The 24,463-nt window shown below is 50.7% G+C and carries 20 protein-coding genes; 8 read left to right on the top strand and 12 right to left on the bottom strand.

Annotated features, from left to right (window positions below; translation table 11 throughout):
- Positions 1 to 6: 6 nt before the first annotated feature.
- The 8 genes from H7U37_RS16165 to H7U37_RS02365 all read right to left on the bottom strand — a co-directional run bounded on the left by H7U37_RS16165 (position 7) and on the right by H7U37_RS02365 (position 9,497).
- Positions 7 to 1,227 (bottom strand): restriction endonuclease subunit S, encoded by a 1,221-nt coding sequence (locus tag H7U37_RS16165; RefSeq protein ID WP_204873304.1) that lies wholly within the window; start codon positions 1,225 to 1,227, stop codon positions 7 to 9.
- Positions 1,220 to 3,769, bottom strand: coding sequence for a type I restriction-modification system subunit M (locus tag H7U37_RS02395; protein ID WP_204873303.1), 2,550 nt, complete (start codon positions 3,767 to 3,769; stop codon positions 1,220 to 1,222). Before H7U37_RS02395 ends, H7U37_RS16165 begins: the two co-directional genes overlap by 8 nt.
- A gap of 55 nt (positions 3,770 to 3,824) precedes the next feature.
- Entirely contained in the window at positions 3,825 to 4,028 is a 204-nt protein-coding gene (locus H7U37_RS02390; RefSeq protein WP_204873302.1) for a helix-turn-helix domain-containing protein, read from the bottom strand.
- 131 nt (positions 4,029 to 4,159) lie between these two features.
- Positions 4,160 to 5,002, bottom strand: coding sequence for a helix-turn-helix domain-containing protein (locus H7U37_RS02385; protein WP_204873300.1), 843 nt, complete (start codon positions 5,000 to 5,002; stop codon positions 4,160 to 4,162).
- A 98-nt stretch (positions 5,003 to 5,100) separates the two neighbouring features.
- Entirely contained in the window at positions 5,101 to 6,177 is a 1,077-nt protein-coding gene (locus H7U37_RS02380) for an S-layer homology domain-containing protein (RefSeq protein WP_204873298.1), read from the bottom strand.
- A gap of 50 nt (positions 6,178 to 6,227) precedes the next feature.
- Complete coding sequence (locus H7U37_RS02375) at positions 6,228 to 6,896, bottom strand: hypothetical protein (RefSeq protein WP_204873297.1); 669 nt, start codon at positions 6,894 to 6,896, stop codon at positions 6,228 to 6,230.
- 24 nt (positions 6,897 to 6,920) lie between these two features.
- Positions 6,921 to 8,576 carry a hypothetical protein gene (locus H7U37_RS02370; protein WP_204873296.1) on the bottom strand — a complete coding sequence of 552 codons (1,656 nt, stop codon included), beginning with the start codon at positions 8,574 to 8,576 and terminating at the stop codon, positions 6,921 to 6,923.
- A gap of 30 nt (positions 8,577 to 8,606) precedes the next feature.
- A complete protein-coding gene (locus H7U37_RS02365; protein ID WP_204873295.1) occupies positions 8,607 to 9,497 on the bottom strand; it encodes an LptM family lipoprotein in 891 nt (296 codons plus the stop codon).
- A gap of 371 nt (positions 9,498 to 9,868) precedes the next feature.
- Here H7U37_RS02365 and H7U37_RS02360 point away from each other — a divergent pair, with 371 nt between their 5' ends.
- Positions 9,869 to 10,438: a tyrosine-type recombinase/integrase gene (locus H7U37_RS02360; protein ID WP_204873294.1), complete on the top strand. Its 570-nt coding sequence runs from the start codon at positions 9,869 to 9,871 to the stop codon at positions 10,436 to 10,438.
- A 57-nt stretch (positions 10,439 to 10,495) separates the two neighbouring features.
- Here the strand turns inward: H7U37_RS02360 and H7U37_RS02355 are convergent, their stop codons facing one another.
- On the bottom strand, positions 10,496 to 10,855 hold the full coding sequence (locus tag H7U37_RS02355; protein WP_243414201.1) for a hypothetical protein: 360 nt from the start codon (positions 10,853 to 10,855) through the stop codon (positions 10,496 to 10,498).
- 118 nt (positions 10,856 to 10,973) lie between these two features.
- Between H7U37_RS02355 and H7U37_RS02350 the strand changes: the two genes are divergently transcribed.
- Complete coding sequence (locus H7U37_RS02350) at positions 10,974 to 11,987, top strand: IS30 family transposase (protein WP_204873293.1); 1,014 nt, start codon at positions 10,974 to 10,976, stop codon at positions 11,985 to 11,987.
- Between the two features lie 277 nt (positions 11,988 to 12,264).
- Positions 12,265 to 12,495 carry a helix-turn-helix domain-containing protein gene (locus H7U37_RS02345; protein WP_204873292.1) on the top strand — a complete coding sequence of 77 codons (231 nt, stop codon included), beginning with the start codon at positions 12,265 to 12,267 and terminating at the stop codon, positions 12,493 to 12,495.
- Positions 12,496 to 12,643: 148 nt separating this feature from the next.
- Here the strand turns inward: H7U37_RS02345 and H7U37_RS02340 are convergent, their stop codons facing one another.
- The 3 genes from H7U37_RS02340 to H7U37_RS02330 form a co-directional block, all read right to left on the bottom strand.
- Positions 12,644 to 15,703, bottom strand: a complete 3,060-nt coding sequence (locus tag H7U37_RS02340; protein WP_204873290.1) for an FISUMP domain-containing protein — start codon at positions 15,701 to 15,703, stop codon at positions 12,644 to 12,646.
- A 210-nt stretch (positions 15,704 to 15,913) separates the two neighbouring features.
- The gene (locus H7U37_RS02335) at positions 15,914 to 17,554 is read right to left on the bottom strand and encodes an RNA polymerase sigma factor (protein ID WP_204873288.1); all 1,641 of its coding nucleotides are present in this window, start codon (positions 17,552 to 17,554) and stop codon (positions 15,914 to 15,916) included.
- A 32-nt stretch (positions 17,555 to 17,586) separates the two neighbouring features.
- Positions 17,587 to 19,626 (bottom strand): DUF11 domain-containing protein, encoded by a 2,040-nt coding sequence (locus H7U37_RS02330; RefSeq protein ID WP_204873286.1) that lies wholly within the window; start codon positions 19,624 to 19,626, stop codon positions 17,587 to 17,589.
- Between the two features lie 208 nt (positions 19,627 to 19,834).
- On the opposite strand from H7U37_RS02330, the gene H7U37_RS02325 reads away from it, so the two are divergent.
- The 5 genes from H7U37_RS02325 to H7U37_RS02305 all read left to right on the top strand — a co-directional run bounded on the left by H7U37_RS02325 (position 19,835) and on the right by H7U37_RS02305 (position 24,287).
- Complete coding sequence (locus H7U37_RS02325; RefSeq protein ID WP_204873284.1) at positions 19,835 to 19,987, top strand: hypothetical protein; 153 nt, start codon at positions 19,835 to 19,837, stop codon at positions 19,985 to 19,987.
- A 171-nt stretch (positions 19,988 to 20,158) separates the two neighbouring features.
- Entirely contained in the window at positions 20,159 to 20,635 is a 477-nt protein-coding gene (locus H7U37_RS02320) for an RNA polymerase sigma factor (RefSeq protein WP_204873282.1), read from the top strand.
- A 489-nt stretch (positions 20,636 to 21,124) separates the two neighbouring features.
- The gene (locus tag H7U37_RS02315; protein WP_204873280.1) at positions 21,125 to 21,442 is read left to right on the top strand and encodes a hypothetical protein; all 318 of its coding nucleotides are present in this window, start codon (positions 21,125 to 21,127) and stop codon (positions 21,440 to 21,442) included.
- A gap of 9 nt (positions 21,443 to 21,451) precedes the next feature.
- Complete coding sequence (locus tag H7U37_RS02310; protein WP_204873278.1) at positions 21,452 to 22,888, top strand: ThiF family adenylyltransferase; 1,437 nt, start codon at positions 21,452 to 21,454, stop codon at positions 22,886 to 22,888.
- The gene (locus tag H7U37_RS02305; protein ID WP_204873276.1) at positions 22,875 to 24,287 is read left to right on the top strand and encodes an AAA family ATPase; all 1,413 of its coding nucleotides are present in this window, start codon (positions 22,875 to 22,877) and stop codon (positions 24,285 to 24,287) included. Before H7U37_RS02310 ends, H7U37_RS02305 begins: the two co-directional genes overlap by 14 nt.
- Positions 24,288 to 24,463 lie beyond the last annotated feature (176 nt).

Raw genomic sequence — 24,463 nt, 5'->3', positions numbered from 1 at the left:
GCCTCCTTAGACGAACATCTTCTGCAGCAGAGCTGCCTTTACACGCTTGAGGGTCTCATACTTACGCTGATGAAGGGTGATAAGGGAGTCAATCTGCTCGAAAAAAGTACCTATGGCGGCTTGCTCGTCAATGGTATTCGGTATAAAGAACTCTGTTTTAGAAACAAGTTTCCAATCTGCTCTCGGCATTTTTGTCCCTGTGGATTGATTCGCTACCTCATCAAATTGGCGACTCTGAATTAGCCTATATAGGAAACTGCCATCAGCATTTTGTGGCTGTAAAACCCAAAAATCCCCCACTGCAAGCCCATTAAACGAAGGTAAAAGCCAATTTTGCAGATATGGACGAAGTTTCCCGTAAAGTACATCTCCTTTGCGAAAAACAATCCCGGCCTTATCGCATTTTTTAGCAAACACATCTTTATTAAGACATCCTGTCCCAGAAACAATATCTTCATATTCAATTCTAGGCAGACCTCTCTCAGAGCTTATTGTAGAAGAACGAACAGCAATATCTTCAAACTTACGCTGTTCCCAAGGACCAGTGAAGCCAGCGAAACGAATCTCGGGGACATTGCTGCCGTTTTGGGGGAACATCTTTTCCAGCATTGCTTTTTTGATGATGACCAGCTTTTCATGCTTACGCTGATGAAGGGTGATGAGGTTGTCGAGATTGCGGAAATAAGCACCAATTTGCTGTTGCTCTTTCATTTCAGGCAGGGAAATAGGTGTCTTTTTACCGCTTTCAATAGTGTATGTTCCTACCGTTCCAATGCCCGCTGACTCGTTAATAAAGTCTTGAATTGCCTTTCCAAAGAAAGAGTAAAGAAAGAAATATCCATCAATTTTAGTGCCGTTTTGAAACCATATAATATTGCCGTCTTTGAAATACAAAGGCTCTGAATTCCTTATTAAATAAGGCACTCCGATTGTTCCTACACCTGTTACAAGTAAATCCCCAATAGCGACCTTCCCTGATACTAAACTGTATTCATCATACTTTTCTTTTGAAATATACAGGTAATCGTCAGGCTCTTCGTTTTTTGATGCTGATACAATATCTCTTGCTCTTAAGAACCTAATCCCGCTGTCTGTCCAATCTGACTGATGAATGCGTTTTACGGAAGTGATATTCATTATATCCCCCAGCTTACGCTGTTCCCAAGCATTCGTAAACCCAGCAAAGCGAATCTCTGGAACTTTTTTACCCTCGCCCACTTCAATCACCTCCCAGCAGCTTCCTCAGCTCTGCCAGACCGGCCATGTCGGAAGCGTTGCCCGTGAGCTGCTCCAGCATGGCAGAAAATTCCCGCTCCGTCCGGGCGATTTCGGCGTCCAGATCGGTCAGCGTAGCCGCATACTTCTGCGCCAGGGTGGATACCTGTTTCACCAAGTCGTCCACCGCAGCCTGCGGCAGCGCATAGAGCTGTTCCACCAGCGGGACGATCCACTTCTGCTCCAGCAGGAGCAAAACCTGCTCATCGGAAAGCCCCTCGATAGTTTCCTTCGTTTTGAGATGGAGCTGGGTGCTTTCCTCCTTGACCTGCTTCTTGAGAGATTTTTCCTCCTCGTTCAGGGCGAGCGCAGTCTTGAGGACAGCCAGTACCTCCGGCTCTACTTCCCTGGCCTTGATTGCCTTCTTCACTGCCGGCCAGACGAAGCCGCTTTTTTCCTCGTTGACGAAGTCTGCCTCTTTATCCTCTTCGGAGAGGTTGTCCAGCGCCTCCTCATATTCGGAGGCAATCTGCGCCAAACGGTCTTCATGGGCCTGCAAAGCGGCGAGCTCCGCACCCATAAGCTGCTCCTGTACCAGGGAAAAGGGCAAAATACGCCCGGCCCAGCCCTCCTGGACCTCTTCTTCCGTACCGCCCTTCTTCTTCAGCACCATATTGGGATCGACGCACTTCGTGGCGGCAAAACCCTCTCGCTGAATGGTCTCCAGATCGGAGGAGATGGTCGTCCATGCGTGATCCAGTATCTCATACGCCTCATAGTAGTCTACCAGCGGCACAGTAGCCAGCCGGGCATAAATGTTGCTGCTGATCTCGTCCTCACTGACCGGCTGCTCCATGCTGTGGAGCTTATCAATGAGGCGCTCCCGGAGATAGCCGGAGAAATCGGAAAAATGGTCGGCAAAGTTGTCCATATAGGCTTTGGCGTCGGCGCTCGTTTTGACTGCCTCCGAGACATCCTCCACGGCCAGAGCGGAATAGGACGCGGAGTCGGAACGGAACAGCTTGCCGCGCAGATCGTGGAAAGCGTCCCAGTAATCTCGCAGCTGGTCGATCTCTCCATTGGGGATGCCGCCGGACATCACAGCCAGAATATCCCACGACTCAGCCTGCTCGGAGGAATCCACATAGCGCGGTATATTCAGGTTGTAATCATTGCGGCGGATCTCGTCGCGCTCTACCACCCGGGAGAACTTGTCCACGGTTTTGCGCTGCACTACCGTGTCCACGATTCGCTTGATGTCAGAAGCGCGGAGCTTGTTGTTTTTGCCAACTTTCTCAAAGTGCTTGGAGGCATCGACGATCAGTACATCGGTATTGGGCCGCTTCTGGCGCAGCACCATAATGATGGTGGGAATACCAGTGCCAAAGAAGATATTGGCCGGGAGTCCAATGATTGCATCAATATTGTTTTTCTCGATCAGGTTGCGGCGGATCTCACCCTCCTCGCCGCCCCGAAACAATACGCCATGGGGTAGAACGATGGTCATGATGCCGTCGGGCTTGAGGTGATAGAGATCATGGAGCAAAAAGGCATAATCGGCCTTGCTTTTGGGGGCCATGCCGTAATTGGCGTAGCGCGGGTCGTGCTTTTTGTCCTCGGTGGGTTCCCAATGCTGAGAATAGGGCGGATTGGAGACGACTGCGTCCACATAAAGCGGGCTGTAAACATGTTCTTCGTCAAAGAAGGGCCAGTCTTCCTCCAGCGTGTCGCCGTTACGGGTAACGATGTTGTCCGGGAGAATCCCGCGCATCACCAGATTCATGCGGGTGAGGTTGTATGTATTTTCCTTGAGTTCTTGGGCGTAGTACTTAATGTTGTCCTTTCCGCCCATGCGCCTGGCCGCACTCTGGCCAATGTTGATCAGCAAGGAACCGGAGCCACTGGTGGGGTCATAGATTTCGATCTTGTCGCGGTCTTTCAGGTGATCGGCCACGATCTCCGACATCAGCAGGGAGACCTCATGCGGGGTATAGAACTCCCCAGCCTTTTTACCGGCATTTGCCGCGAAGTTGCTGATCAGGTACTCATAAATGAAGCCCAGGACGTCATAATCCTCTTTGCCGTCCATGGGAATGTCCTTGATCAGCTGCAGTAGGTTACTGATCGCCTTGGTTCGTGCGCCGGAGGTGTCGCCCAGCTTGCTCAGGCCGGTATCAAGGGTATCAAAAATCTTCTCGAAAACCTTTTTGTGTTTTGGATCGATCAGGCGATTGAACGCAGAGAGCGCGTCGGTGACATTGGAGACGTCAAAGTCCTTGCCTTTGGCCAGCCAGGTGGAGAAGAGATGTTCATAGGCGATAAAATAGCCAAGCTGGCGGCGGCAGTAAGCCACAGTGTCCGCATCGTCCTCGGTGAGTTCTTGCAGGTCATCGCTCTCCCAGCCGTCTTTGCGCAGAAACTGTTCTTCCTTATCCGAGAGGAATTTATAGAAAATAAAGCCAAGAATATAGTCCTTGTACTCATTGGCCTCAATTTTTGAGCGGAGCTTATTGGCAGATTCCCAGATCTTTGCCGCAAGCTGTTGTTTGTTCATAGTAGGCGACTCCTTTCAGACTCCGTTTTAAGTATAGCATAAGCGCATATAGGCTTTACTCATCCACAAACTCCATAATGTCGTCCAAAGAACAATCCAAAGCCTTGCAGATCCGCCCGAGCACATCGGTTGTAACATTGTCGCCATGGGTGAGCTTGTTCATCGTGTAATGACTCACCTGCGCCATCGCTTCGAGATCTTTCTTCTTTAAATCTCGGTCGATGAGCAGCTTCCAGAGTTTTTTGTAGCTTACAGTCATAACTTAGACCTCACTATCTCCATAATCCTGTACATCAATGTGCTTATTATATCACCGCTCGTCTGATATTTCAAATATATGTTTGCGTTCAAAAACTTTTGATGAAATAAAAATACATGGCACAAAGAAGTCTATGAGCTAACTGATAGGAGTTTTTCCGCATATTTTTCTTCCGTAGGAAGGGTATATACTTCAAAGCGCCCCTTTCGCTTGCCCCAGATATAAAGCTGGATCTCCGGCGACTTAAAAACTCGGCAATCATCGTCAATAATGCGGATCGTATAAGTTTCCGGATATCTGCCGTCGAGTAGCTCAAGAAGCTGGATGCACGAGACCTGAAGGGCGGATTTCGGCTCAGATACGAAGATCTCCGCCGTTACCACATCGCAGCCTATTATCCGCACACCGTCCGACCCATTTTTATATCTGGGGTATGTGCGGCAATAAATCAGAACTTCGGTGCAGTTGATTAAATTAAAGCCATTTAGTTTTCTGGTTTTTCTCACTTTTAAGTTCTGCCGATCCGCTTGGTTTACGATCCTGGACACGGTCGGAGAAGTGATGCGCTCCAGCCTTGGAAAACCCGCCTCTTTTGCGTGCTGCTGCACATATTGGTGAAGTAAAGCGATTGACCAGAGATCTTGCTCATACCCCAGAGTTCGTGGAGATTTTTTAGCTGTTTGGACGATCCACTGCATGGCTTCTTCCGAGATCTCTTTTGGATGGCCGCTACGCTGGTCATCCTGTAAAGCCCGCATCAGACCATCCGATCTGAACTTATCCAGACACAATTGGACGCTCTTTGATTGAATATGTAGCCTCCGGTGAATTTCGCTGGGTGATACCCCATCTGAACGTAACAACAGGATCTTTGCTCGGTCAGAGACACGCGGAGGAACCTTCTTTGCGTCAATCAATGCCTGCAAATATGATTTTTCTTCTGCGGTTAAATCTATCTGATCTGGCTGGGACATACTGTAATTCCTGTTTTATTAGATTGCTTTTATAATAACATGATTATAAAAATGGCGGAAGAAACATCTTCCGCCATTTTTAGGGAGGGATACATTCGTCAGTCCCAAGGACGCGCGGTCGAAGGGACTGCCTCAGTCCAAGGAGATCTGACGCTGAAGTATTCGTAAAAATTTTGAGATCTGTCTACCTCCACCATCAGCGATTCGTAGCCGTCGGCCTTGACATCTTCAAATGTTATGTAGTACTCATCTGTTAGCGGTTTCCAATGATACGTCGTGACTGTGCAGCTGTCGTTGGTGAATGTATATTTATTGCAATAGGTATAGGGCCAGTCGGTGGCAAGATAGATCACGACCTTATCACTGTAAATCTCTACATGGGTGACAAGATTTTCCTTGGTATTGGCATAGTCCACGAATTCCTGATAGACGTCCTTATTCCACCAGACTTTAGGACCAGAGAAGGTTGGGGCGTTGGCAAAGAGGTTTGCGGTATCTTGGTCGGGCGTAGTCTTGACAGTGGACTCCAGGCCGGGGATATCGGTAAAGCGGTCGAGGATGGTGGCGGCCTGGGCGCGGTTCAGAGGCTCATTTGGACCGTAGATGCCGCCCGGCAATCCGGCCAGTACTCCCGCACGCTGCAGGGCTGTAATGGCAGTCTGGTACTCGGCATCGAGAGCGGCAATGTCGGGGAAATCAATCGCAGCATTGGTGGCGGGCAGCTCCACACCCAGAGCGCCTGCCAGGCGGTACATTGCCAAAGCTGCGCCCTTGCGATCGCAGGTGGCCTCCGGATCCGCTCCGTAAATAGAGCCCATGTCGTTATAAGCGCCATCCAGCAGGTTGTAAGACAAGGCCCAGCGCAAGGGCGTCTTGTACCATTCTCTGCCAGTCAATCCGCTGACACCCGTATTGCTGTCAAGGGTACCGGTGAGGGTTTGGCTGTAAGCATTGTAAAGCGTCTGGGTCACTTGCGCGCGGGTGAAGGGCGTTTCCGGAGAGAACTTACCTCCGCCGACACCGCCAAAAAGCCCCTTTTCGGTGACACTCTCGATATACTGGTAGGCCCAATGAGAAGTAGAGACGTCGTTATAGGTGTTTCCTGCGGCAAAGGCAGTGGTGGATATGCCCACCATAAACACCAGGGATAATAAGAATGATAAAACTCGCTTCATTTCTTCATCTCCTCTTTTGTATTTTGCAGCACAGAGCTGGGTAATTTATTCTACTGGTTTGTTTGGTTGGGATAAACGGTTATGAGATCAAAGTTTGACGGAAAGGGTGCCGGATCAACATGTGCAGAGTTTTCCAAGATGTATGAAAGTACAATTTCAAGGCCTTTGGGAATAGAAAAGTCATAGTTTTTAATGCGAATCGTCTCCGTGGGATCTTGGATATCAGTAAGGGCATCTGGTTCCACTCTCCACAGTGCGGCTCCTTTTTCACTGTAATCCTCTGCGCAGGAGGCTCCGATGGGATAGGGGCCTGTGCTGTGATACTGGGCCGAACAGGTAATGCCATCGACTTGCCGCAGATAGGTTATGTGGCCGTCGTCTGGCTTTTCGGGGCCTTTTGTGAAGCCAAAGTATTCGGCCACGGCATCCAGATCAAAGCCTTCTTCGGTGTAGTAGGGTGTGAGATCCAACTGTGTCGTGAAATCTTCGATGGTCGCCGGGCCAGCAGGGATTGAGGGTGTATCGACAACATATTCTTCATCGCCGGGCGGGCTTGCGCTTTCGTCGGGTGGAAGCTCTTCCACCTGATTTGTACCGGTATTGGACTGCACAACCTCCTCCCCAGAATGATCTGGAACCGCATCTGAGTTTCCGCCGCAGGCGCTAAGGGAAAAGGTCAAAGCAAGAGCAGCAAATAGTAAAATAAGTGTCTTTGCCACCAGTTGTACCTCCCATCTAAGAGATTAGGATTGTGGTTGTGGAAACACGTCATTGCCATTTACATCAATATAATAATGGCGATTATGGTCATCCCGAACTACGGCGACTCCTTCCGAAAAAGCGTATTCTGGCAGATAGGGGATGTCCAGAGGCTGTCCGTCGGCTAGCCTGATATATGCTTCGCTCGCAGGGAAATGCGACTGGTAAAACTGGGGCAATAAACCCCGTGTGCTCAAGAAATAGCCGTCAGAGGCATAACCGCCGCAGCCGTCGGGGTTCTTGATGGGTGGAACCACCTGATTGCCTTGGGTGTCCAGGACAGTGACGTATTGGGCGCCGTCGGCGTTGTTCACAGGCAAAACGCAGTACCCGTTGCAGAATGTGGGAACGTATGACGGGTCCACTGCGAACGAATATGTGATCGAATAGCCGGAGAGGTCAATCACGACATTCCCGTCAGCATCGATGAAACCGTCCTTTTCCTTGTCGTAGAGCAGGCCGTTTTGGAACTCTCGGTCATAGGCATCTTGCCACGCGTCCATTACGTCCCAGAGTTCATAGTGATCCGGGGACTGGGCGACCTCTCGCGTTTCAAGATTGATAACGTAGCATATCCCATCCAGGTAATACTCCGCATAGCATTTATCACAGTACAGTTTGATATTGGAATCCATCGGCTCCAGCACCCACTGACCGCTGCTGTCCAGGATCCCCATAAAGTCCCCGGTTTTCTCAAAGGTATTCACTTCGAAATTTACCAGACAGTACCCGTTGAAAGGAAGGCTTTGGTGGGAATAGCCTGCCGAAGCCACAATGCCGCGAAAGTTATTCTCGTGGTGATCGTTGTCTATGGAGATTGCCTCCACGCTCCCTGCTCCAAAGAGTCGTTCTGCCTTTGCCCAGCCATCCTCAGAAACGCTCCAGATCACCTCACCTGTGTTGCTCAAAAGATACTCGTCCTCTTCTGTATGGACTAAGCAAGCGCCATGCTTGAAATTTGTTGTGAGAGTGTTGGTATGGTCGTGAATGGAATGGAGTACTTGGCCGCTGTGGTCGATCAGATATAGCCAAGAGTCATCTGTGTAAAAGTACGGATAATCATCGTCACCCTGTACCACCGTGATCCAGGCCGCTCCTTCAGAAAAACTTTCAGCACTCAGGAGGCGTACTTCCTTCCCTCCCTTTCTGGGGAACACGTCCCAGAATGTGGAACCCGGCAGGAGGATATGGCCATCGTCCGTATATTCCTCCGTAAAGAATCCAAAATACCGGCTGGCGCGATCATAGGAGTATGCGCCTGTATAGTACAGGCTTCCGTCCTCATTGGCAATCCACAGGCACTCTCCCTCTCCGGCCAGCGGAGACGTGGTCTCTGCTCCATAGGAGAGGGTGAGCTCTGTCCCATCGTCCAGATACAGCACCATGCTGTCCTCCGTTTCCACATGGCAGCGGAGAATGAGCGGATCGTGGGCGTCGTCCGGGAAACGGAGCTCCAGGGTCCAATCGCCCACAAGGTCTTCCGCCTCATCTTCTGATTCGAGGCCCACTTCGTCAAAATTGGCCGTGCTGCCCGCGCTTCCTGTTTCGGAGGGCGGCACGCCGTTATTGGAAGATGAGTTACAGGCTGATAAACTGAGTGCCAAAACGCAGAAAAGAAATAGAGCGGCTATTTTTTTCATTTCGTTCTCCTCTTATTTTTGGGCGGTACATCACTTCACGGGAGCCGAGTTTAGCATCGGTATGATATCCAGAAGCAGAGATGTGACCTCCGGAGTAAAATGCCATTGAAGTGTATCCGGGTCAAAGGAACAGCCACTGCCACCATCCTTAATGGTCCAAAACAGTTCTTGACTAGTGGTGTTGTTCACGCCAGTAATATCGCAATAAGAGAGCTCTGTCTCATCGGCGGTATCTGTATAGAAATGTATCATCCCTACCTGGATATCTTGGGATCCGTCAGAGTAAGTGTCGGCCACATAGCCGTGATCCAGAGAAAGAAACCACAAATTCCAAACATTTGAGTAGGAAATCCCAATGAAAATATGGTTTTCTTCCGCAGCTTTTGCAATTTCATCAGGTACAAGATCTGCGAAAGGTGCCGTCGGGTTCTCATAGAATCTTTTTGCTACAAATGTCAGCATCTCCATCAGCCCATCTGTATAGGATACATCGTATCCCACATCGTTATAGTGCTTTACTCGGTCAGAAAAATCTAACGGTTTCGTAGTGATTGAAAGATAGTCCTTTATATTTCCCTCGGAAAGAGGAACATCATAGTGAAAATCATAATAGCTGAGATAGATTGTTGTAGCGTCAGAAACGAGTTTCCCAACTAAGCGTTCCCACATTTGAATCTCCATATCATCTCTAAGATCCACAAAGGTAAAGCCATACTGCTGAAAATCGTCCAAATGATTGCAGCTTTCCACCTCCGAAACGCTGTTTTCCTGTGTTTTTGTATCGGGAGCAGTCTCAATAGGCAGCACATCGCTTGTCCCGTTTGTCTCTGAGTCAGAATAATCAGGGCTATTCTCGCTGCCGCAGGCAGTCAGGGACAGCATCAAGGCTGCAAGCATAAATAGTGACAGTAATCTTTTCATCAGTTATGTACCCTCCGTTCTGCTTTCCGGTGTGTTTCACCTCATAGACGCCCACTTTCAAAAACCGGTTTAATGATTTTCAGATTTTTTAAGAAGAAATTTTAGCCCCCATAAATCCTGCTGCTTGGAATGTTACATTTTCCATCCTCTGTTGTATTCCAGCTGGTTTCTCTATCCAGTTTACCTGCTTTTCCAATTAAAATCCGAGCGGGTGATTGAAAGAATATCCAGAATCATGCGGAATCGACTTGAAGATAGTCGATCCTTCATGGTAAAATATAGCTTAAGCAGGTACCCCCGACGGAGAATGTAACCTTCGTTCTCTTTCCGGTTGTGTTTCAACATCTACGGATAAGGGGGCTGTTTAAATTATGGCAGCAACAGAACCAATTCGGAATAAGGAACAATTACGGCAGCTTGCGGAGTATTTTCTGGGCCGCAAGCAATACCGAAACCATGCGATGCTGGTTGTTGGCACCTATACGGCGCTGCGCATCAGTGATTTGCTGCGCCTGACATGGCCGGAAGTCTACGATCCGGTGCGGGAGAAGTTTCATTCTCATGTCAATGTGACGGAGCATAAGACGGGAAAAGGCAAGATCATCGCGTTGAACCAACAGGCCATTGATGCGCTGCGCCTGTACTATCCATACCGGCGCGGGCGCTATATCTTTTGCAACAACCGGGACGGTAAGCCGATCAGCCGGATGCAGGCGTGGCGGATCATCCATGGGGCGGCGGAGGCCGTTGGGATTTCCGGGCGCATTGCCTGCCACAGTCTGCGAAAGACCTGGGGGTATCATGCGTGGACAAGCGGCGAGGTCTCTCCCGTAGTCATTATGGAAATCTATAACCACAGCAACTACAATGTGACACGGCGCTACCTCGGCGTCGCCCAGGACGATCTGGATCAGGCGTATCTGGAAGCGTCCCTGTTCTAATATCCACCTGACAGAGAAAGAGTATCGTTGTCTCGCACGAGGGCAATGGTACTCTTTTTATTCTTCGGAGGGCTGCTCTGCGAGATTAATGATTCGTTTTCCTTTTCCTTGTGCATACTGCATTGTCTGATAAGCTCCGCCTGAATTGTGCTCCACATAGAAAACCACCAGATCACTTCGATCCACCATCTGCCGGTTGCGGATTTGATAGGCTCTCTTAGGGTGGCTGTTCTGCGCGGCATCGCAGATCTCGATTTCGTCATAATAGGCAGAGAAACTTTCCTCATAGTTTCGCAGCTCCGCTGTGGGATATGGCAATATCCATACCAGAGAGCTGTTATCTGCTCTTATGCGGCGCTGGAACCGCTTTACAGCGGAGGATACGATCTGGTCAAAATCCCCGCCGCGCCCGACCAAGAATTCTACATAGGCGCATATACAATACAAGTGCAACAGTGTAAGAAAGAAGTGGACTCATAGGGGATAAGCCCTTACAATGGTGTTTGCGGACAACCAAATGAAGGGGGGCAACCCTATGAGTCACTACAAACATCTTAGCATAGAAGAGCGGGAAAAGCTATACCTGATGCACGGGCAGGGGAAAAGTTTCCGGGAAATTGCCCGGGCGCTGCACCGGTCGGCGTCTACCGTGACACGGGAATACAAACGGGTGCGCGACAAGAAGCATTCTTATTTGCCATCGAGAGCACAGCATCGGTATGAGAAGCGGCGGAAGAACTGCGGAAGGAAGCGAATCTTATCTAATCCGGTATACAGAGAGCAAATACGCCGCTATGTGGAAGATCTGCACTGGTCTCCGGAGCAAATCTCTAACCGCTTGAAGCTGGAGGGAAACCCGCTGCAAATCAGCTGGATCAGCATCTACCGTGGGATTTGGGCCGGGGTTTTGGATGCCTCACAGGCACGGTCTGGCTATCGGCGGAAAGGGGATCGTTTCGTCAGCAAGCTCCGCCGGAAAGGGAAACGGCGCAAAAAGGCTGGAGAAGAGAACAAGCAGGGGAAATACACCATTTTATCCACAGTAGAAGACCGACCGGAGGCGTGTCAGACGCGGGCAGAGTGCGGACATTATGAGGGAGACACGGTTGCTGGTAAAAAGGGCGGGGCCTTTATTGTCACTCTTGTAGACCGAAAATCCCGCATCTGTCTGCTGAAAAAGGTGGCCTCCAGCAACTCCGGCCTGACCGCTGACGCCATGAAGGACATGCTCCGCAGGATGCCGAAATCCCTGGTGAAAAGCGTTACACCGGACCGGGGGCATGAATTTGCCGCCTACCGGGATGTCATGGACGCAATCCCGGGCGTGACGTTCTATTTCCCTCCGCCGTATGCTCCATGGCAGCGCGGAACAAACGAAAATACCAACGGCCTGCTTCGTGAATTTATCCCAAAAGGTTCTGATATTGCTGCCCTCTCCCATGAACAAATACAGCTTTTTGAAGATGCTCTCAATCTTCGTCCCCGTAAATGCCTGGGCTGGCTCTCACCCTTTGAAGTCCATTTTCAGAAAGTGTTGCACTTGACTTGACAATGTGCCATATTCTTTTTGTAAAATTAGCTCGCGGATAAGTGCTTCCGCTTTTGCCTCTGCTCGATTAAAATCCTCAATGATGCGATGCCCAAAGAAGCTCACAGTGTATAGTCTCAACATTTTGCTCTCCGCCCGACAGGATAAACTCCGCAGTAAAGTAAATAACCCTTTTCTTATTATAGATGTTTATTGACTTAAAGTAAATGAATATCTAATCTGTTTCAATTATAATTTATCTGCTTTGTTGATAGCATAATACCCGGGAGGTGGTATTGTGCAAACGGAGTTTCCAGAGCGTTATATCACTTTGGGTCTCAAAATCGCGTATTACAGGAAAAAGGCCGGTCTGACGCAGGAAGTCCTCGCCGAGCGCATCGGTAAGAGTGTCAATTTTATCGGGCAGGTTGAGGGGACAGGGACGATCCGGGGCGTCTCCCTCGAAACCCTGTTTAAGATCGCCCAGGTGTTGAGGATTTCGCCATCCAAGTTATTGGAGGATGACTGATAATTTCATAAGAGGCTTAGAAAACGACAAAGCAGGAACATTTCCACAGATGAACCCAGTGGTGATGTTCCTGCTTTTGACTAGTTATCGTATTAATGTATCGTTCCCCGATAGATATGCGATACGCACTTCTCTATGCGAAAATCTATTAGAGAGGCACGTCTCCATCATCAATTGAAGTATCCCGTATACACCGTACGTAGTACCCGTAGTGCTTGTAGTCGTAGTGGGTACCCAAGCTACTACCATTGTAGCTCAGGCGGTACTGATCGTTGCTACTGCTCGCAGTAGAGGACCACCAGTAGCCGTTGCTAGTAGTGAAGAGCGAGCCATCGACGTAGAACCCGCCAGTAACAGGCGAAAAAGCGGATATGTAGCTAGTACCACTAATGCCATCAAATTCAGTCTTAGTTGGCAATCTCCAGCCTTTAGGGCAGATATCGTAGGATGCGTCTTGTTGGGTTCGTGAACATACAGTTCCTGCCGAAGCCGCACAGTAGTTATACCAGTAACCTGTGGTAGTATTGCCAGAGTTATGGATTCTACCGTCGGTATAGGAGTTGCCACTAGTTAAGTCAGTAGTAGGAATAGTATAGCTAGAAGATACGTTAGAGTAGGTGCTAGTAAGGGTAGTTCCACCAGCAAGCCTTAAGTTTTGTGTCATCCAGCAGCTACCGTTAATTTTGGCTATAGTATAACTATTGTTATCTCTTCTGTCTTTTAGGGTAGCTGTAGCGCCGTCATAACTGTCGGAACATTGAGTGGCAGTTAAGTCTTGCATATAAGTAACATCATCAAGGTAATTTTGCCCCCATTTCGCATAAACCGTGCCAGACTCCATAGAAGGATTAACCGTAAACTCATTACCTGCTGTACCGGCTGAGTCTGTATACCAGCCCATGAATACATAGCCTGGACGAGTAGGAGTAGATACTTCGCCACTTGGGGTAATTGCAAGTTCTTCTTGAACAATAGCGTAATAACCGTAGTAGTTAGAACTAGAGCTATCACTTCTAAAGTAAAACTGAGCTGTATCTCCAGGGATAATAAAGACTTGGTTTTCTACTTTAGTTGTACCACCTAATTTTCCGGTAATAGAATCTGCGTAGTTAGATTGTGATGGAGTAACTGAGCCATCATAAATAGCTAACCAGTCAAAGCTAGTGGATTCTGTCTGGTAAGTAACGGTTACTCTAAGTGATGAAGCTCCGGGGATGGTAACGGTTTGGGTATCCGAAACATTATCTCCATAGCCGCCACTTTGTGTACCATCATCAGAAATGTTAGAGGTTTTGGCAATCTTGGTTTCTGTACTGCCTTCTGCAATTTGGTAGGTAATTAATTCTGTAGTTTTGGAAGGGTCGTTATCGAAATAGCCACCGTTGGCATCGTAGGTGATCTGCACGCCTGTGCTATCCATCACACAGCGGACAGCGAGACCGCGGTACCTGTCTCGCTCGTTGGGGTCACCTGGGGTGACGTTGGAGCTGTTGAAGTACAGGCTCCTCGCGCTGGTGGAATTGTAGACAGTAGAAGACCAGTAGTAGCCGTAGGAACCTTGATTGACGAAGCTAGTGGACCAGTGGCCGGAGAAGACGCCGGACCAAGTACCTGCAAATAGCCAACCTGCTAGGTAGTTAGATGTAGATCCAGAAGTTAGAGAGCCTGCGTTCATAGAAGCGTTAAGGACAGCAAAGTCTGCAGCGGTGTAGCTAGTGCCATTACCCGTAGCGGTAGAGCCATCACTCATAGCACTTGGCAATCTCCAACCAGTGGGGCAGATAGAACCTGAGACATTGGTGCCATAGAAGTAAGTGTCATAGGTGCCAGTTCCGGCTGTAGCGGCATACCAGTTGTAGAGGTAGCCACATTTGGTGTAGGAGCTTTGGATTGAATCGCCGTAGCAGTAGGAGGCAGACATTGGGTTATTGTAGAAGGCTTTGTCGAAGTTTTCGGCGCTCTCAGTGCTTGTGCCGTCTACGGTGTTCCATCTGTTAGGCTCATTGTTGTAGACAAGACCATAGGTACCGTCTACGTTAGCAAGATCTGTATTAGCTTCACCAGCATATTTGAGGTTATCTACCATCCAACATTTGTTATCTTGCATTTTCTTTATTCTGTAAGTCTGACCATTTCTTTCGTCGGTTAGAGAGACAATGTCGCCAACGGATAGGCTACCACAATCTACACCAGTGAAACTGCTCATATTAGTATTGGTTATTTGGGTATTGGAAACAGAGGCAGTTTCAGTTCTGTTTGGGTTAAAGTATCTAATAGTGAAGTTATGGGTATCTAGTGAAGTATTGCTAGCAGTTACGGAGATACTGTAACCATTATCTGTGCCTGAAGTAGTATCTGTTTCTGCTTTGCTAGGCAAAGTGCAGGTGAGTTCGTCTGCGCTCTTTACATCTATGCTAGTGCAGTCTGTACCGCCAATAGTAACGCTTTGGACATTAACAAAGCCACCATTGCTGTATATGGTGATAGTGTCCCCTGCCCAGCCAGTAGTGGGGTAGACATCTAGGATGGGCTGAGGGACATAGTTAGTCACGGCAGAGATTACAATAGCATTGGTATATGAACCTGCTGGTAGAGTAGTGTCTACATTTACGCCAAAACTAATGGTGGTGGTTTCGCCAGAACCAGAAGTTGGGGAACTGGTTTTCTTAAGTTCATAAGGATCCGAGTTGCTCGGCAGAGCAGAAAAGAGATTTCCTGTATTGTTTGCTAAGGAATCTGGATACCAACCCCAGGTATTTACTGAGAGGGTCGCTGGGCTATTTATGTCGGCAATAGAGGACTGGATTTTACCTCCACTTGCAGGATCATTAAGAGAGGTTTCAGCTCCGGCAAGAGCGAGGGTAAGAGTATAGCCTGTAGTGTTATCTGTACTTACTTGGATAGCCAGCTCATCACTGGCAAGAGTGCCACCCGGTGTTGGCGTAACAGCTAGGTTCATGGCTTCTGGTGTGAGGGCAGCGGATAAGCTAGCATCATTAGCCAGCGTAGAAACATCCTCCGCGCTGGATTCACCGGGGATCATCAAGACAGAGCCGAGCAAGAAAGCAACTAAGAAGGAGCCAATGCCTACAAAAACATTAAAAGCGGCAAGCCTGACCCGTGGGTGGCTTCCCGCTACATAAATTCTCTGTGTTTTTAGCCTGACTGGGGAGAACAATCTTACCCAGAATGGTTGCTTTCTTTTCATCTTGCCCTTTCTCTCTATTACCAGCGCCACACCTATACAAAACGCACAAATGAGCGCATATACATTTATATTATAGCAACAAAAAAACAAAAGCAAGATAGATTTTTGGACAAATTCGAGCGCCTTTCAAAAACTAAATAGGATCAGAGAGGCAGATGTCCATGCGGTCGTCTGCCTCTCTTTTTTGCGCATAAATATGGCGCTGTATAGTTACTGGATTACGGTGGCCTGCATCGGATAGTTATTTACATTGATAGAGCGATTGATGTTCGTACCTTCATAGAACATGACTGTGACGCCGGAATCGTTGACCACATAGTTGGTCAGGTTCCCCTGCTGGTCATACTCATAGATCAGCCGCCTTTCTTCGCCGCCAGACATTCTGGTCGTCACTTCCGTTCCCACCCGGATGCCGTTGGCTGCGGTACCCTCATTGATAAGCACTGAACCCTCGTTGGGGTTATAAGACACATGGCGGAAGGGGCCGTTTTCACTGCCTTGCTCGCCGGCGAAATGACTGATTGAAATGCTGGCCTGGTTGTACCTGGCACTTTGGTATGTGCCATCTCCAAAGGTGCAAAAGCAAGATTCACTTCCTGATCCAGCCGAGGAGGACAGGGAATATAACAGCTGATCCTTGTCATAAATGCCGCCCCACATGCTGTTGTTGTTCTCCGGGAATACCTTCAAATATTTCTCCGTATAGAGGCCAAGGTATGTATCGCTGGACATCAGGGCCATAGCTTCCTCGTAGTCAAAAGCGTCTGTGGCTGCCGCCAGCGCCAAAAGCAGCTCCTGTTGCTCCGGCGAGAGTGCGTCCCACTGCAGCGCACCTGGTTCAGACACTACGGGTTCTCCAGCCTCATCGTCCGATGCGTCTTCACTGGGGTTGGTACTTTCCTCCATATAGGGAGCATCGCTGCTTACCGGAGGCGCATCAGAAGACTGGTGGGAGACCAGCCAAGCCCCGCCGCCGATCACGCTCGCCGCCAGGACTCCGGCCAGAATCTTTACGCCCAGAGAGAGCCCAGCCTTCGTTGTAGCCCCTGTTGCCGCGCTTGCCGCCGTCTCCGCTGCAGTTCCGGCTGCAGGCGATACGCTGTCGCCCCCGGTGGCTGCGGCGCTTTGTGCCGCGCTTGTCGCCTCCTGTGCGATGGTGGAGCTGATGCGCTCCAGGATGCTGCCAGCGGTAGAGGATGGCAGCGAGAAGGCCTCGGCCTGACGGGTAAAGATCTCGGAGAGTCCCAGCATGGGAATCCCTGCAATGCCGTAAAACTTCTGACCGCTCTTGCGCTCCTGTTCCTCAATCTCCGTGCGGATGGTCTTCCGGGCCAGAAACAGGCGGGATTTGACGGTTCCGGTGCTGCACTCCATGACCTGCGCGATCTCCTCCACGCTGAGCTGGTCGAAATAAAACAGCATAACTGTCTGGCGTTGCACATCGCTGAGGGAGTCAATGATCTTTCCCAGACGGCGGCTCAAATCCTCCTGCTCGGCATAGACCTCCGGAAGGAGCAGCTCCGTATCCTCAATGTCTACCGGGGTGTCATCCTTTTCCGCATCCAGCAGCAGCACAAAGTTTTTCTTGCGCAAGTGGCTGGTAGACAGATTCCGGGCAATAACCTGGATCCATGTGTTGAACGCGGCGGGATCGGAGAGCTGGTCAAGGTTTCGCCAAGCGTTCAGGAAGGTGAGCTGCAAAATGTCCTCCGCATCCGCGCTGTTTCTTACAATCGTGCGGATGAAGGCAAAGACCTTTTGGTAGTACAGGTTATACAGTTCGGCAAAACTTGCGCTGTCCCCTCCCTGGGCGGAGCGAACCAGTGTAATAATGTATTCTTTTTCGGCCATGGGTGTCTGACCTCCTGTTCTTTTGAGGTTTTTTAAGTGCCAGCTTCAACGGCAACATCGGCATAGGCCGTCTTGGTCACAAAACCGCCGTTCATCTGGATTATATTGCGCAGGATACGGTTATGCGGGGTATAAAGAGGTTCCACATCAGCAGAGAAATAAACCCACGCATTGGCCCCCGGCCCAAAGTGTCCGATGTTAATCCCTGAATTAGATAAAATATTATCACTCACCACAATTCCTTCCAGATGGTTTCCAGTATAAACTGTGGTGCTGCCCTCCAGATAGGTAAGGCCGGGCGGCAGGATATCCCGAAGTAGTACATTTTTCATTTCCATTTTCCCTGTGTTCTTGAACTGGATACGGAAATGCACTGTGTCGCCGGACTTTGCAAGAATAGCCCTCGCCCACTTCGCGTCTTCTCTGTTTCTCGCCTCGATCTCCACGATGCCCCAACTGCGTTTCATCAGATGTGCATGGTCTTCTTCCCGAATATTTGACTGAGCACAAACTGCAGATTTTACGATTTGATGCATGGAAAAATGAATAAACCCGTCAGATCTGCGGACATGGCGCATCAACCAGGTATGCAATGCCAGCTTTCGAAGTGCGAAAAGGCACTCTTCATCGTCCAGATGTGCGTCCTCGGAAAACCAGTCTATACAAGTTTCCGCATCCAATGGAACCGTGGAAAACATGGTAAACGCTTCGAGGATGCTCCGTTCAGAACGGCTCTTGACTTTACTCAAATTATACAGCTTATTTAGCTCCGTTTGCAGTTCCTCGTCTGAAATGCCGTATCCTCCGTCAGCACTTCTGCGAATACTAAAATTTCTCTTTTTCAGTTCCGTTGCCAGCTTGTCAACTGTCCAGCAATGCTCCCGCGTTATGGCTCCCAAGCGGCTGACTACCAGCGTGTTCCAGCCGCAGCGATTTTCGATGATATTCTTCAACTGCAACCGGTCGTCCTCGGACAGTAGCGGTCGCTCCTCCGCGTCAAAATCCAGATAGTGCTGATCTTGGAAGACCTGAATGCATTCGTCGGTGGAAAGCGGAGCAATTTTTCTGCTAATATAGCCTGGAATGGGAGCGCGGGACGCAAAGAGAATGGAGACATGCAATGTCTGGAGTTTGGAGAAAGACGAATCCATGTCTACCGGCATTTCATTCTCGGCCTGTTGGGGACGGATATCGTCAATCAAAAGCAGTACCTTATATTTTGAGGCGATCTGACGCAGATAGCTCCAGACATCAATAATATTTTCCATGATGGAGAGTGAGCACTGCTGCGTCATGTCCATATCAATGTCGCCGCTGTAATGAATTAAGCCAACTAGGTCGTAGCAATGTTCTTCTGGATGATCTAACAGCCACGCATAGAGCTTGTTCAGTACTTCTGTTTTCCCGATGCCGCCCATGCCAGTCAGCTGAATACGGCACTTCTGCTCCTGCATGGCCTGGACGACTTCTGTAAGCAGATTGTCTCTTCCGAGGATGAGCGAGTTGTCCCAGCAGAACGCTCCTGGCGTAAGGATAGAAACTGTACGCAGGTTCTCCATTACTGCTGGTACTAAACTCAGGTAATCGTCAATATCTTCTACGTAGCTGTCAATATCCGAGATGACGGAGAGCATATTAGACAGCTTCACAATCAGCCTGTCCTCCTCCTTACGGAGCCGATCATAGGCCGCTTTCAGTGCGGCTATTTTTGCGCCCAGATCGTCCTCAGCTGCCTGATAGGCAATCATTTCATCCTTCGTCAGCCGCTTATGTTCCAATACATAGCGCCGTCTGCGATCCCCGATATCTTTCATGGTGGCATCATCGTAGCCCCTCAGCAACCGAAAGGCCATCAACAAAAGCTCCCTGTCATCTTGATTGTGGATCGCGTGATGTATGGCTTTTATCAGCAAAGCCTCTACCTGCTCCGGGGATCGAAAGCCATCGTAGCCTAAGAGATAGAGCAAAGGAGGTGTGTTGCTAGGATCCTCCCGATACCCTTGCCGACGAATTTCAGTCAGCTTCTTCCCGATATTTTCCGCAGCTTCGTTCATATACCGCTTTTCAGCCATATCCACACACCCCTTTCCTGATACATTACTGCTGGTTGCCTATCTGCCGCTGGTCGTTTTGGCCAGCGGCTTATTTTTTTGCAAAAAGTGTTCCAATGGGTTCCGTTGCGTTCCAACGCCATTCAAGAGCCGATTGTCTTCCGATACAATGGTATTGACTCAAAGAGGATAGGTCGGACAAGAAAAAGCGTTGGAAAGGAGCTGTTTTATGCAAGACATTCGCAACAGTGACGGACGCAAGGTCTGTCAGGTGGACAAGCGTCGCGCCACGGTGGAGATCCGGCGCAAAGACTGCATTACCCAGATCCGGTTCCTGCCGGACGGAAAGGCGGTGATCAAAAACAGCAAAGTGATAGCCTGATCTGCCACACACACGCAATCACCCATGTACCAACCGAATACGGAATCCGCGAGATCGCCGGGACGACAGTGCGGTGCCTTACTGAAGGCATCCTGCTGCCGTCCCGCTTTTTTGCGGATTTTTGTTCCATGGACGGCTCTCGCGGTTTCCCCGAAACCAAAGGAGCCGGTCATGACAAATGATGCAGTACAAAAGCAATACTATCTGGACATTGAAGGAGAACAGGTCGCGGTGAGCAAAGAGGTCTACCTCGCCTATATGCAGCCTGTCTGGCGGGAGCAAAAGCGAGTAGAGCGGCAGAAACGCTGCATAGATGAAAACGGCAGGCGCTGTATGAAAGACTGCAGTCAATGCCCCAAGACCCCCTCTGGGGGAGTTTTGTCTCTGGAAAAGTTCATGACGGACGGGTTGGACTTTTCATCTTCAGACAATGTTGAAGAAGAATGCGTCCGGCGGGATCTGCGGCAGGCAATCCGTTTCGCCCTTGGAGCTTTATCCAACAGCGACAGAGAGATCTTCCTGCGGGCTGTCGCGGGCTATAAGGAGCGGGAAATTGCTAACTTTTTGCACATGTCCCAGACGAATGTAAATAAACGGAAGCGCTACGTTTTCGAATATCTGCGCAAACAGCTCGAGGCATACCGCTAAGGTCTATACGCTGTTTCTCTTTCTGCCTGATAGACGCCGGTTTTTGCGATCCGGTTTAATGCTTGCCCCGTGTTTTTCAATTATTCTCACTTTTATTATACGGGGCATTAGAGCAAGCCGCAAATTTTTTCTCGGAAATTTTCAAATTTTGGTTTTCAAACAGAAGAGAAATGTCCTGTGAGAAGTGAAGGGGCAATCAAGCTTGGAGCATCCGGAGCTTCAGGTAAGCGAAGTGACAATCAAATACAGCTTCGCTTTTTGATTCTGCCCCCGAGGCAAGGCTCCCAGATTACCCCTTCCAACATGAACGACAAGGAGGTGAAAATCAGATGAAGCGCAGACAGCATATGTGTCTGCCCGCCGGCCACTTTGATGGGGGCCGACAGGGCGAAGTCCCTCCCGGCACGTTCCACTGAGTTTTCATGCCCGGAAAGCCCGCATTTCAGTGCGGGCTTTCCTTCAAAATCTCATACAGGGAGGTGAACTGACATGCCCGAGCGCTGGTTAACTTACCGCAGCAGCGATGGTTCGCTGTATGTGGATTTCTACTTTGCGGAGTACGAGGACGGCAGTGGTTGGCGGATCTATATCATCAGCCCGATCAACTACCGTGGGCATCCGGATGGTCTGAGCATTACCCACCGGATCCAGGAGGACGGAGAGAGCTATCCCTATATCTGCTGGAGCCAGCGGATTGCCACCTATGAGAACGCGCTGGCTGTGGCCGCGCTCTGGGCAGATGTCACCGCGCTCTACGTACAAGGCAAAGGAACTTTTGATGAGATTGCACGCAAGCTGTGCAGATAGGAGGTACACATGCATCCAGAGCTTCATATGACCCGGCAGGTCTACGATCAGATCTGCAACACCATCGGCAGACGCCCGCCGGAAAGCGGCGGCATACTGGGCTCCAGCGACGGCGGCAAAACCATCGACCGCTTCTATTTTGACGCCACCGCTAAGGTCACCGGCGGCACCTATTCTCCGGACACCGAGGTGATTAACCGCGTCCTGGCCCATTGGGACGCACAGGACATTCTGCTGGTCGGCTTTGTCCATTCCCACCCACAAGGTTACGCCAAGCCCTCGGAGGGAGATTACCGCTATGTCAAAGCGATCATGTCGGCCCTTAACATCACCGACGATTTCTTTATGCCCATTGTGATCGTGAACGACCCTCCGGACGGAAAGATCAATCTCTACGCCTATACCTTTCGTACAGATATCTTGCTGGAGGCGCAGCCGCTGGGACTTTTGGAGGACTATGCGGCAGATCCGATCTTACCAAGCTTGCGGACGCATCCTAAATGCGGCGCGGACATCTTCGCCCGTGTGCAGAGCTGCTGCCCTCAAAGTGCACTCCGCAAGAAGACGGTGGTCGTGATCGGCTGCGGAGGCTCCAGGCAGTTTGTCGAGGAACTGGCCCGCTGCGGAGTCGGAAGATTCGTACTGGTCGACGGCGACGTGGTGACGCTTTCCAATCTCGCAACCCAGCAGGCATATCTTTGCGAAGTGGGATGCAGCAAGGTCGAGGTGCTGCGGGATCGGCTGCTGGATATCAGCCCGGTGGCGGAGGTCATAGCTGTGCCGCGCTTTTTGGACGACAGCTTCCGCGACGAACTGTTCGAGCGTGTGGTGGGGTCGGTCTTACAGGAACGTCCCACCGACGTTCTGATCTGCGGCTGCGCCGACAGCTTTTCTGCCCAGGCACGGGCGGCTGCGCTGGCCATGCAGTACGGCAGCTGTTATCTGGCCGCACAGCTCTATCAGCACGGCGCGGCAGCGGAGATCTATTTCAGCTATCCGGGCGTCACCCGTGGTGGATGCGCCCGCTGCGCCATGGAGAGCAGGTACCGCGCCTATGGGGAGGGCTATCAAAACGATGTAGGTTCGGAGGGGGCGGCCATCTTCGCCACCTCCCGCGTCAACGCCCTCAAAGGGCAGATCGCATTGATGCTGCTGCTCTACCGCGAAAGCGAGAGCAGTCCCTACCATGGCCTGCTGGATCAGGTGGCCGACCGGAACTTCGTCATGATCCGGATGCGTCCGGACGCGGGCAACACCTTACATCTTGGGATCTTTGACGAGGTCTTCTCAGGCAAGGAACTCTGCTTTTTTGATGAGACGGTCTGGATCCCCCAGACGCCCAACGAGGACTGCCCGCTGTGCGGCGGCGCGCCTGATTTAACCGCCTTGAAGGGAACGCTGCGGGATACCCGTGTGCATTGGAGGTGTCGGCATGGAACTGAGTAATTTTCCCCTGGCGTCTGACGCGGACTGCCAGTGGCTGAAGCAGGAGCTGTCTGGTCTGCCGTACCACTGCCCCTACATTTTTGACAACTGCCGCCTGCCAGATGGCTGCCAGCCCGATCAGGCTGGTGTGCTCCTGCGCCGGGAGGTCGGGCGCTACAGCATGGAACTGGACAGGCCAGTGCAGTACCGGGGACGCAACCGCGCCATGAAGGTGCTTGCCCGTGGCACGCCGGTTTTCTTTCAGGATTTTTCGGAGATGGTTCGCTTCTTCCGGGCGCTGCCGGAGAAGCGGTTGGGAACGGGACCTCCGGCAGGTGCTGAGGAGCCGGTGGTGGCAATGGAGGAACTGACGCTGCCGCAGTCGGAAGCGCCGCAGCTGCTTCGGGCATCGGAGCTGGAGCAGGAGCTGTCCCGGCGGGTCATGGGACAGGATCATGCCATTGCCGTTATGGCACAGCTTTCTGCAATGCATGTGAACAAGCAAAATCCACAAAAGCCGCTGAGTATTTTTGCTTATGGCCCATCCGGAACAGGAAAATCTGAGGCGGCAAAAGCACTGGCCGCCGCCCTTTCCACCCTTGGCCCTCACCAATACAGTGTGGCCTGGACGGACACGAATACCTTCAGTGAGCCACACAGTGTATCCCGTCTCTTGGGCTCTCCAGCAGGCTATGTCGGCTATGACGACAAACCTTTCTTTGATGCGGTCGTGCAGAATCCCTACACGGTGTTCATCTTTGACGAGATCGAGAAGGCGGCTCCCCAAGTGTTGAAGGTGCTGATGGCCGTTCTGGATGAAGGCCGCTGCGCTGCTGTACGGGAGCTGCCCGACCACAGCCGTGAATACAAATTCCATAAATCCATCTTCATATTCACGTCGAATATGCTGCTACACGATTCAGAAGAACGGAGGCAAAAGATCGGGTTTGCTGTGCCGAAGGCAGAGGAAATCCGGGAGCATGAGGATGGAATTGAGGTCATCTACAAATCGCCTGCGCCGGAGCGGCAGAAAGGCTCCCTGACAGGCCGCATCTATCACGACAATGAGGTGGCCCGCAAGTCCTTTATTGCTCAGGGTAATCTGGCGGAGATCGCCAGCCGCTTCCAGTGCTTCTTGGAGTTTCATGAGCTGGACGACGGGGCGAAGATTCGGATCCTGGTCAAGCAGGTGCTGGAGTCCGCAGCGGAGTACGGTATCAAAATCCATCATATCGACACCGGCATCATGCAGGAGCTGATCCATATCTGCAGCGCAGAGCAGTCCCTGACCGTGCGCTCCTTCCGGCCAGTGATTGAGAGCTGTCTGGCCCCCGCCTTTTCCGAAGCCTCCACCGATCCCCAGGGGGAGTCCGTGCGGCTCTCCGGGACACTGGACGAGCCCCAGCTCCTGTGGGCCTAGCTGCGGCCAGAGGCGCAGTTTGGCCAGCTCCGGAGCGCAGGGATGCCCCAAGCACTCCGACGGGCGCACACGGGGCCTGTGGCCGTCTGTGGCGGGGAGAAGAACCGCGCAGCATTTGCCGGATAAAAGGTATATCAGAACATATTGCAAGCCTTAAAACAACGATTACAACATCG

The organism is Pseudoflavonifractor phocaeensis, from assembly GCF_016901735.1.
Lineage (GTDB): Bacteria > Bacillota > Clostridia > Oscillospirales > Oscillospiraceae > Pseudoflavonifractor_A.
Note: the sequence above shows the minus strand (reverse complement) of the source record. Positions and strands in the feature narration are given on the sequence as shown.

Coding starts and splice junctions, on each gene's coding strand:
- H7U37_RS02395 (WP_204873303.1), bottom strand. CDS start 3,769: ATGAACAAACAACAGCTTGCGGCAAAGATCTGGGAATCTGCCAATAAG.
- H7U37_RS02310 (WP_204873278.1), top strand. CDS start 21,452: ATGCATCCAGAGCTTCATATGACCCGGCAGGTCTACGATCAGATCTGC.
- H7U37_RS02350 (WP_204873293.1), top strand. CDS start 10,974: ATGAGTCACTACAAACATCTTAGCATAGAAGAGCGGGAAAAGCTATAC.
- H7U37_RS02320 (WP_204873282.1), top strand. CDS start 20,159: ATGACAAATGATGCAGTACAAAAGCAATACTATCTGGACATTGAAGGA.
- H7U37_RS02325 (WP_204873284.1), top strand. CDS start 19,835: ATGCAAGACATTCGCAACAGTGACGGACGCAAGGTCTGTCAGGTGGAC.
- H7U37_RS02335 (WP_204873288.1), bottom strand. CDS start 17,554: ATGGCCGAAAAAGAATACATTATTACACTGGTTCGCTCCGCCCAGGGA.
- H7U37_RS02330 (WP_204873286.1), bottom strand. CDS start 19,626: ATGGCTGAAAAGCGGTATATGAACGAAGCTGCGGAAAATATCGGGAAG.
- H7U37_RS02370 (WP_204873296.1), bottom strand. CDS start 8,576: ATGAAAAAAATAGCCGCTCTATTTCTTTTCTGCGTTTTGGCACTCAGT.
- H7U37_RS02365 (WP_204873295.1), bottom strand. CDS start 9,497: ATGAAAAGATTACTGTCACTATTTATGCTTGCAGCCTTGATGCTGTCC.
- H7U37_RS02380 (WP_204873298.1), bottom strand. CDS start 6,177: ATGAAGCGAGTTTTATCATTCTTATTATCCCTGGTGTTTATGGTGGGC.
- H7U37_RS02315 (WP_204873280.1), top strand. CDS start 21,125: ATGCCCGAGCGCTGGTTAACTTACCGCAGCAGCGATGGTTCGCTGTAT.
- H7U37_RS02340 (WP_204873290.1), bottom strand. CDS start 15,703: ATGAAAAGAAAGCAACCATTCTGGGTAAGATTGTTCTCCCCAGTCAGG.
- H7U37_RS02305 (WP_204873276.1), top strand. CDS start 22,875: ATGGAACTGAGTAATTTTCCCCTGGCGTCTGACGCGGACTGCCAGTGG.
- H7U37_RS02360 (WP_204873294.1), top strand. CDS start 9,869: ATGGCAGCAACAGAACCAATTCGGAATAAGGAACAATTACGGCAGCTT.
- H7U37_RS02385 (WP_204873300.1), bottom strand. CDS start 5,002: ATGTCCCAGCCAGATCAGATAGATTTAACCGCAGAAGAAAAATCATAT.
- H7U37_RS02390 (WP_204873302.1), bottom strand. CDS start 4,028: ATGACTGTAAGCTACAAAAAACTCTGGAAGCTGCTCATCGACCGAGAT.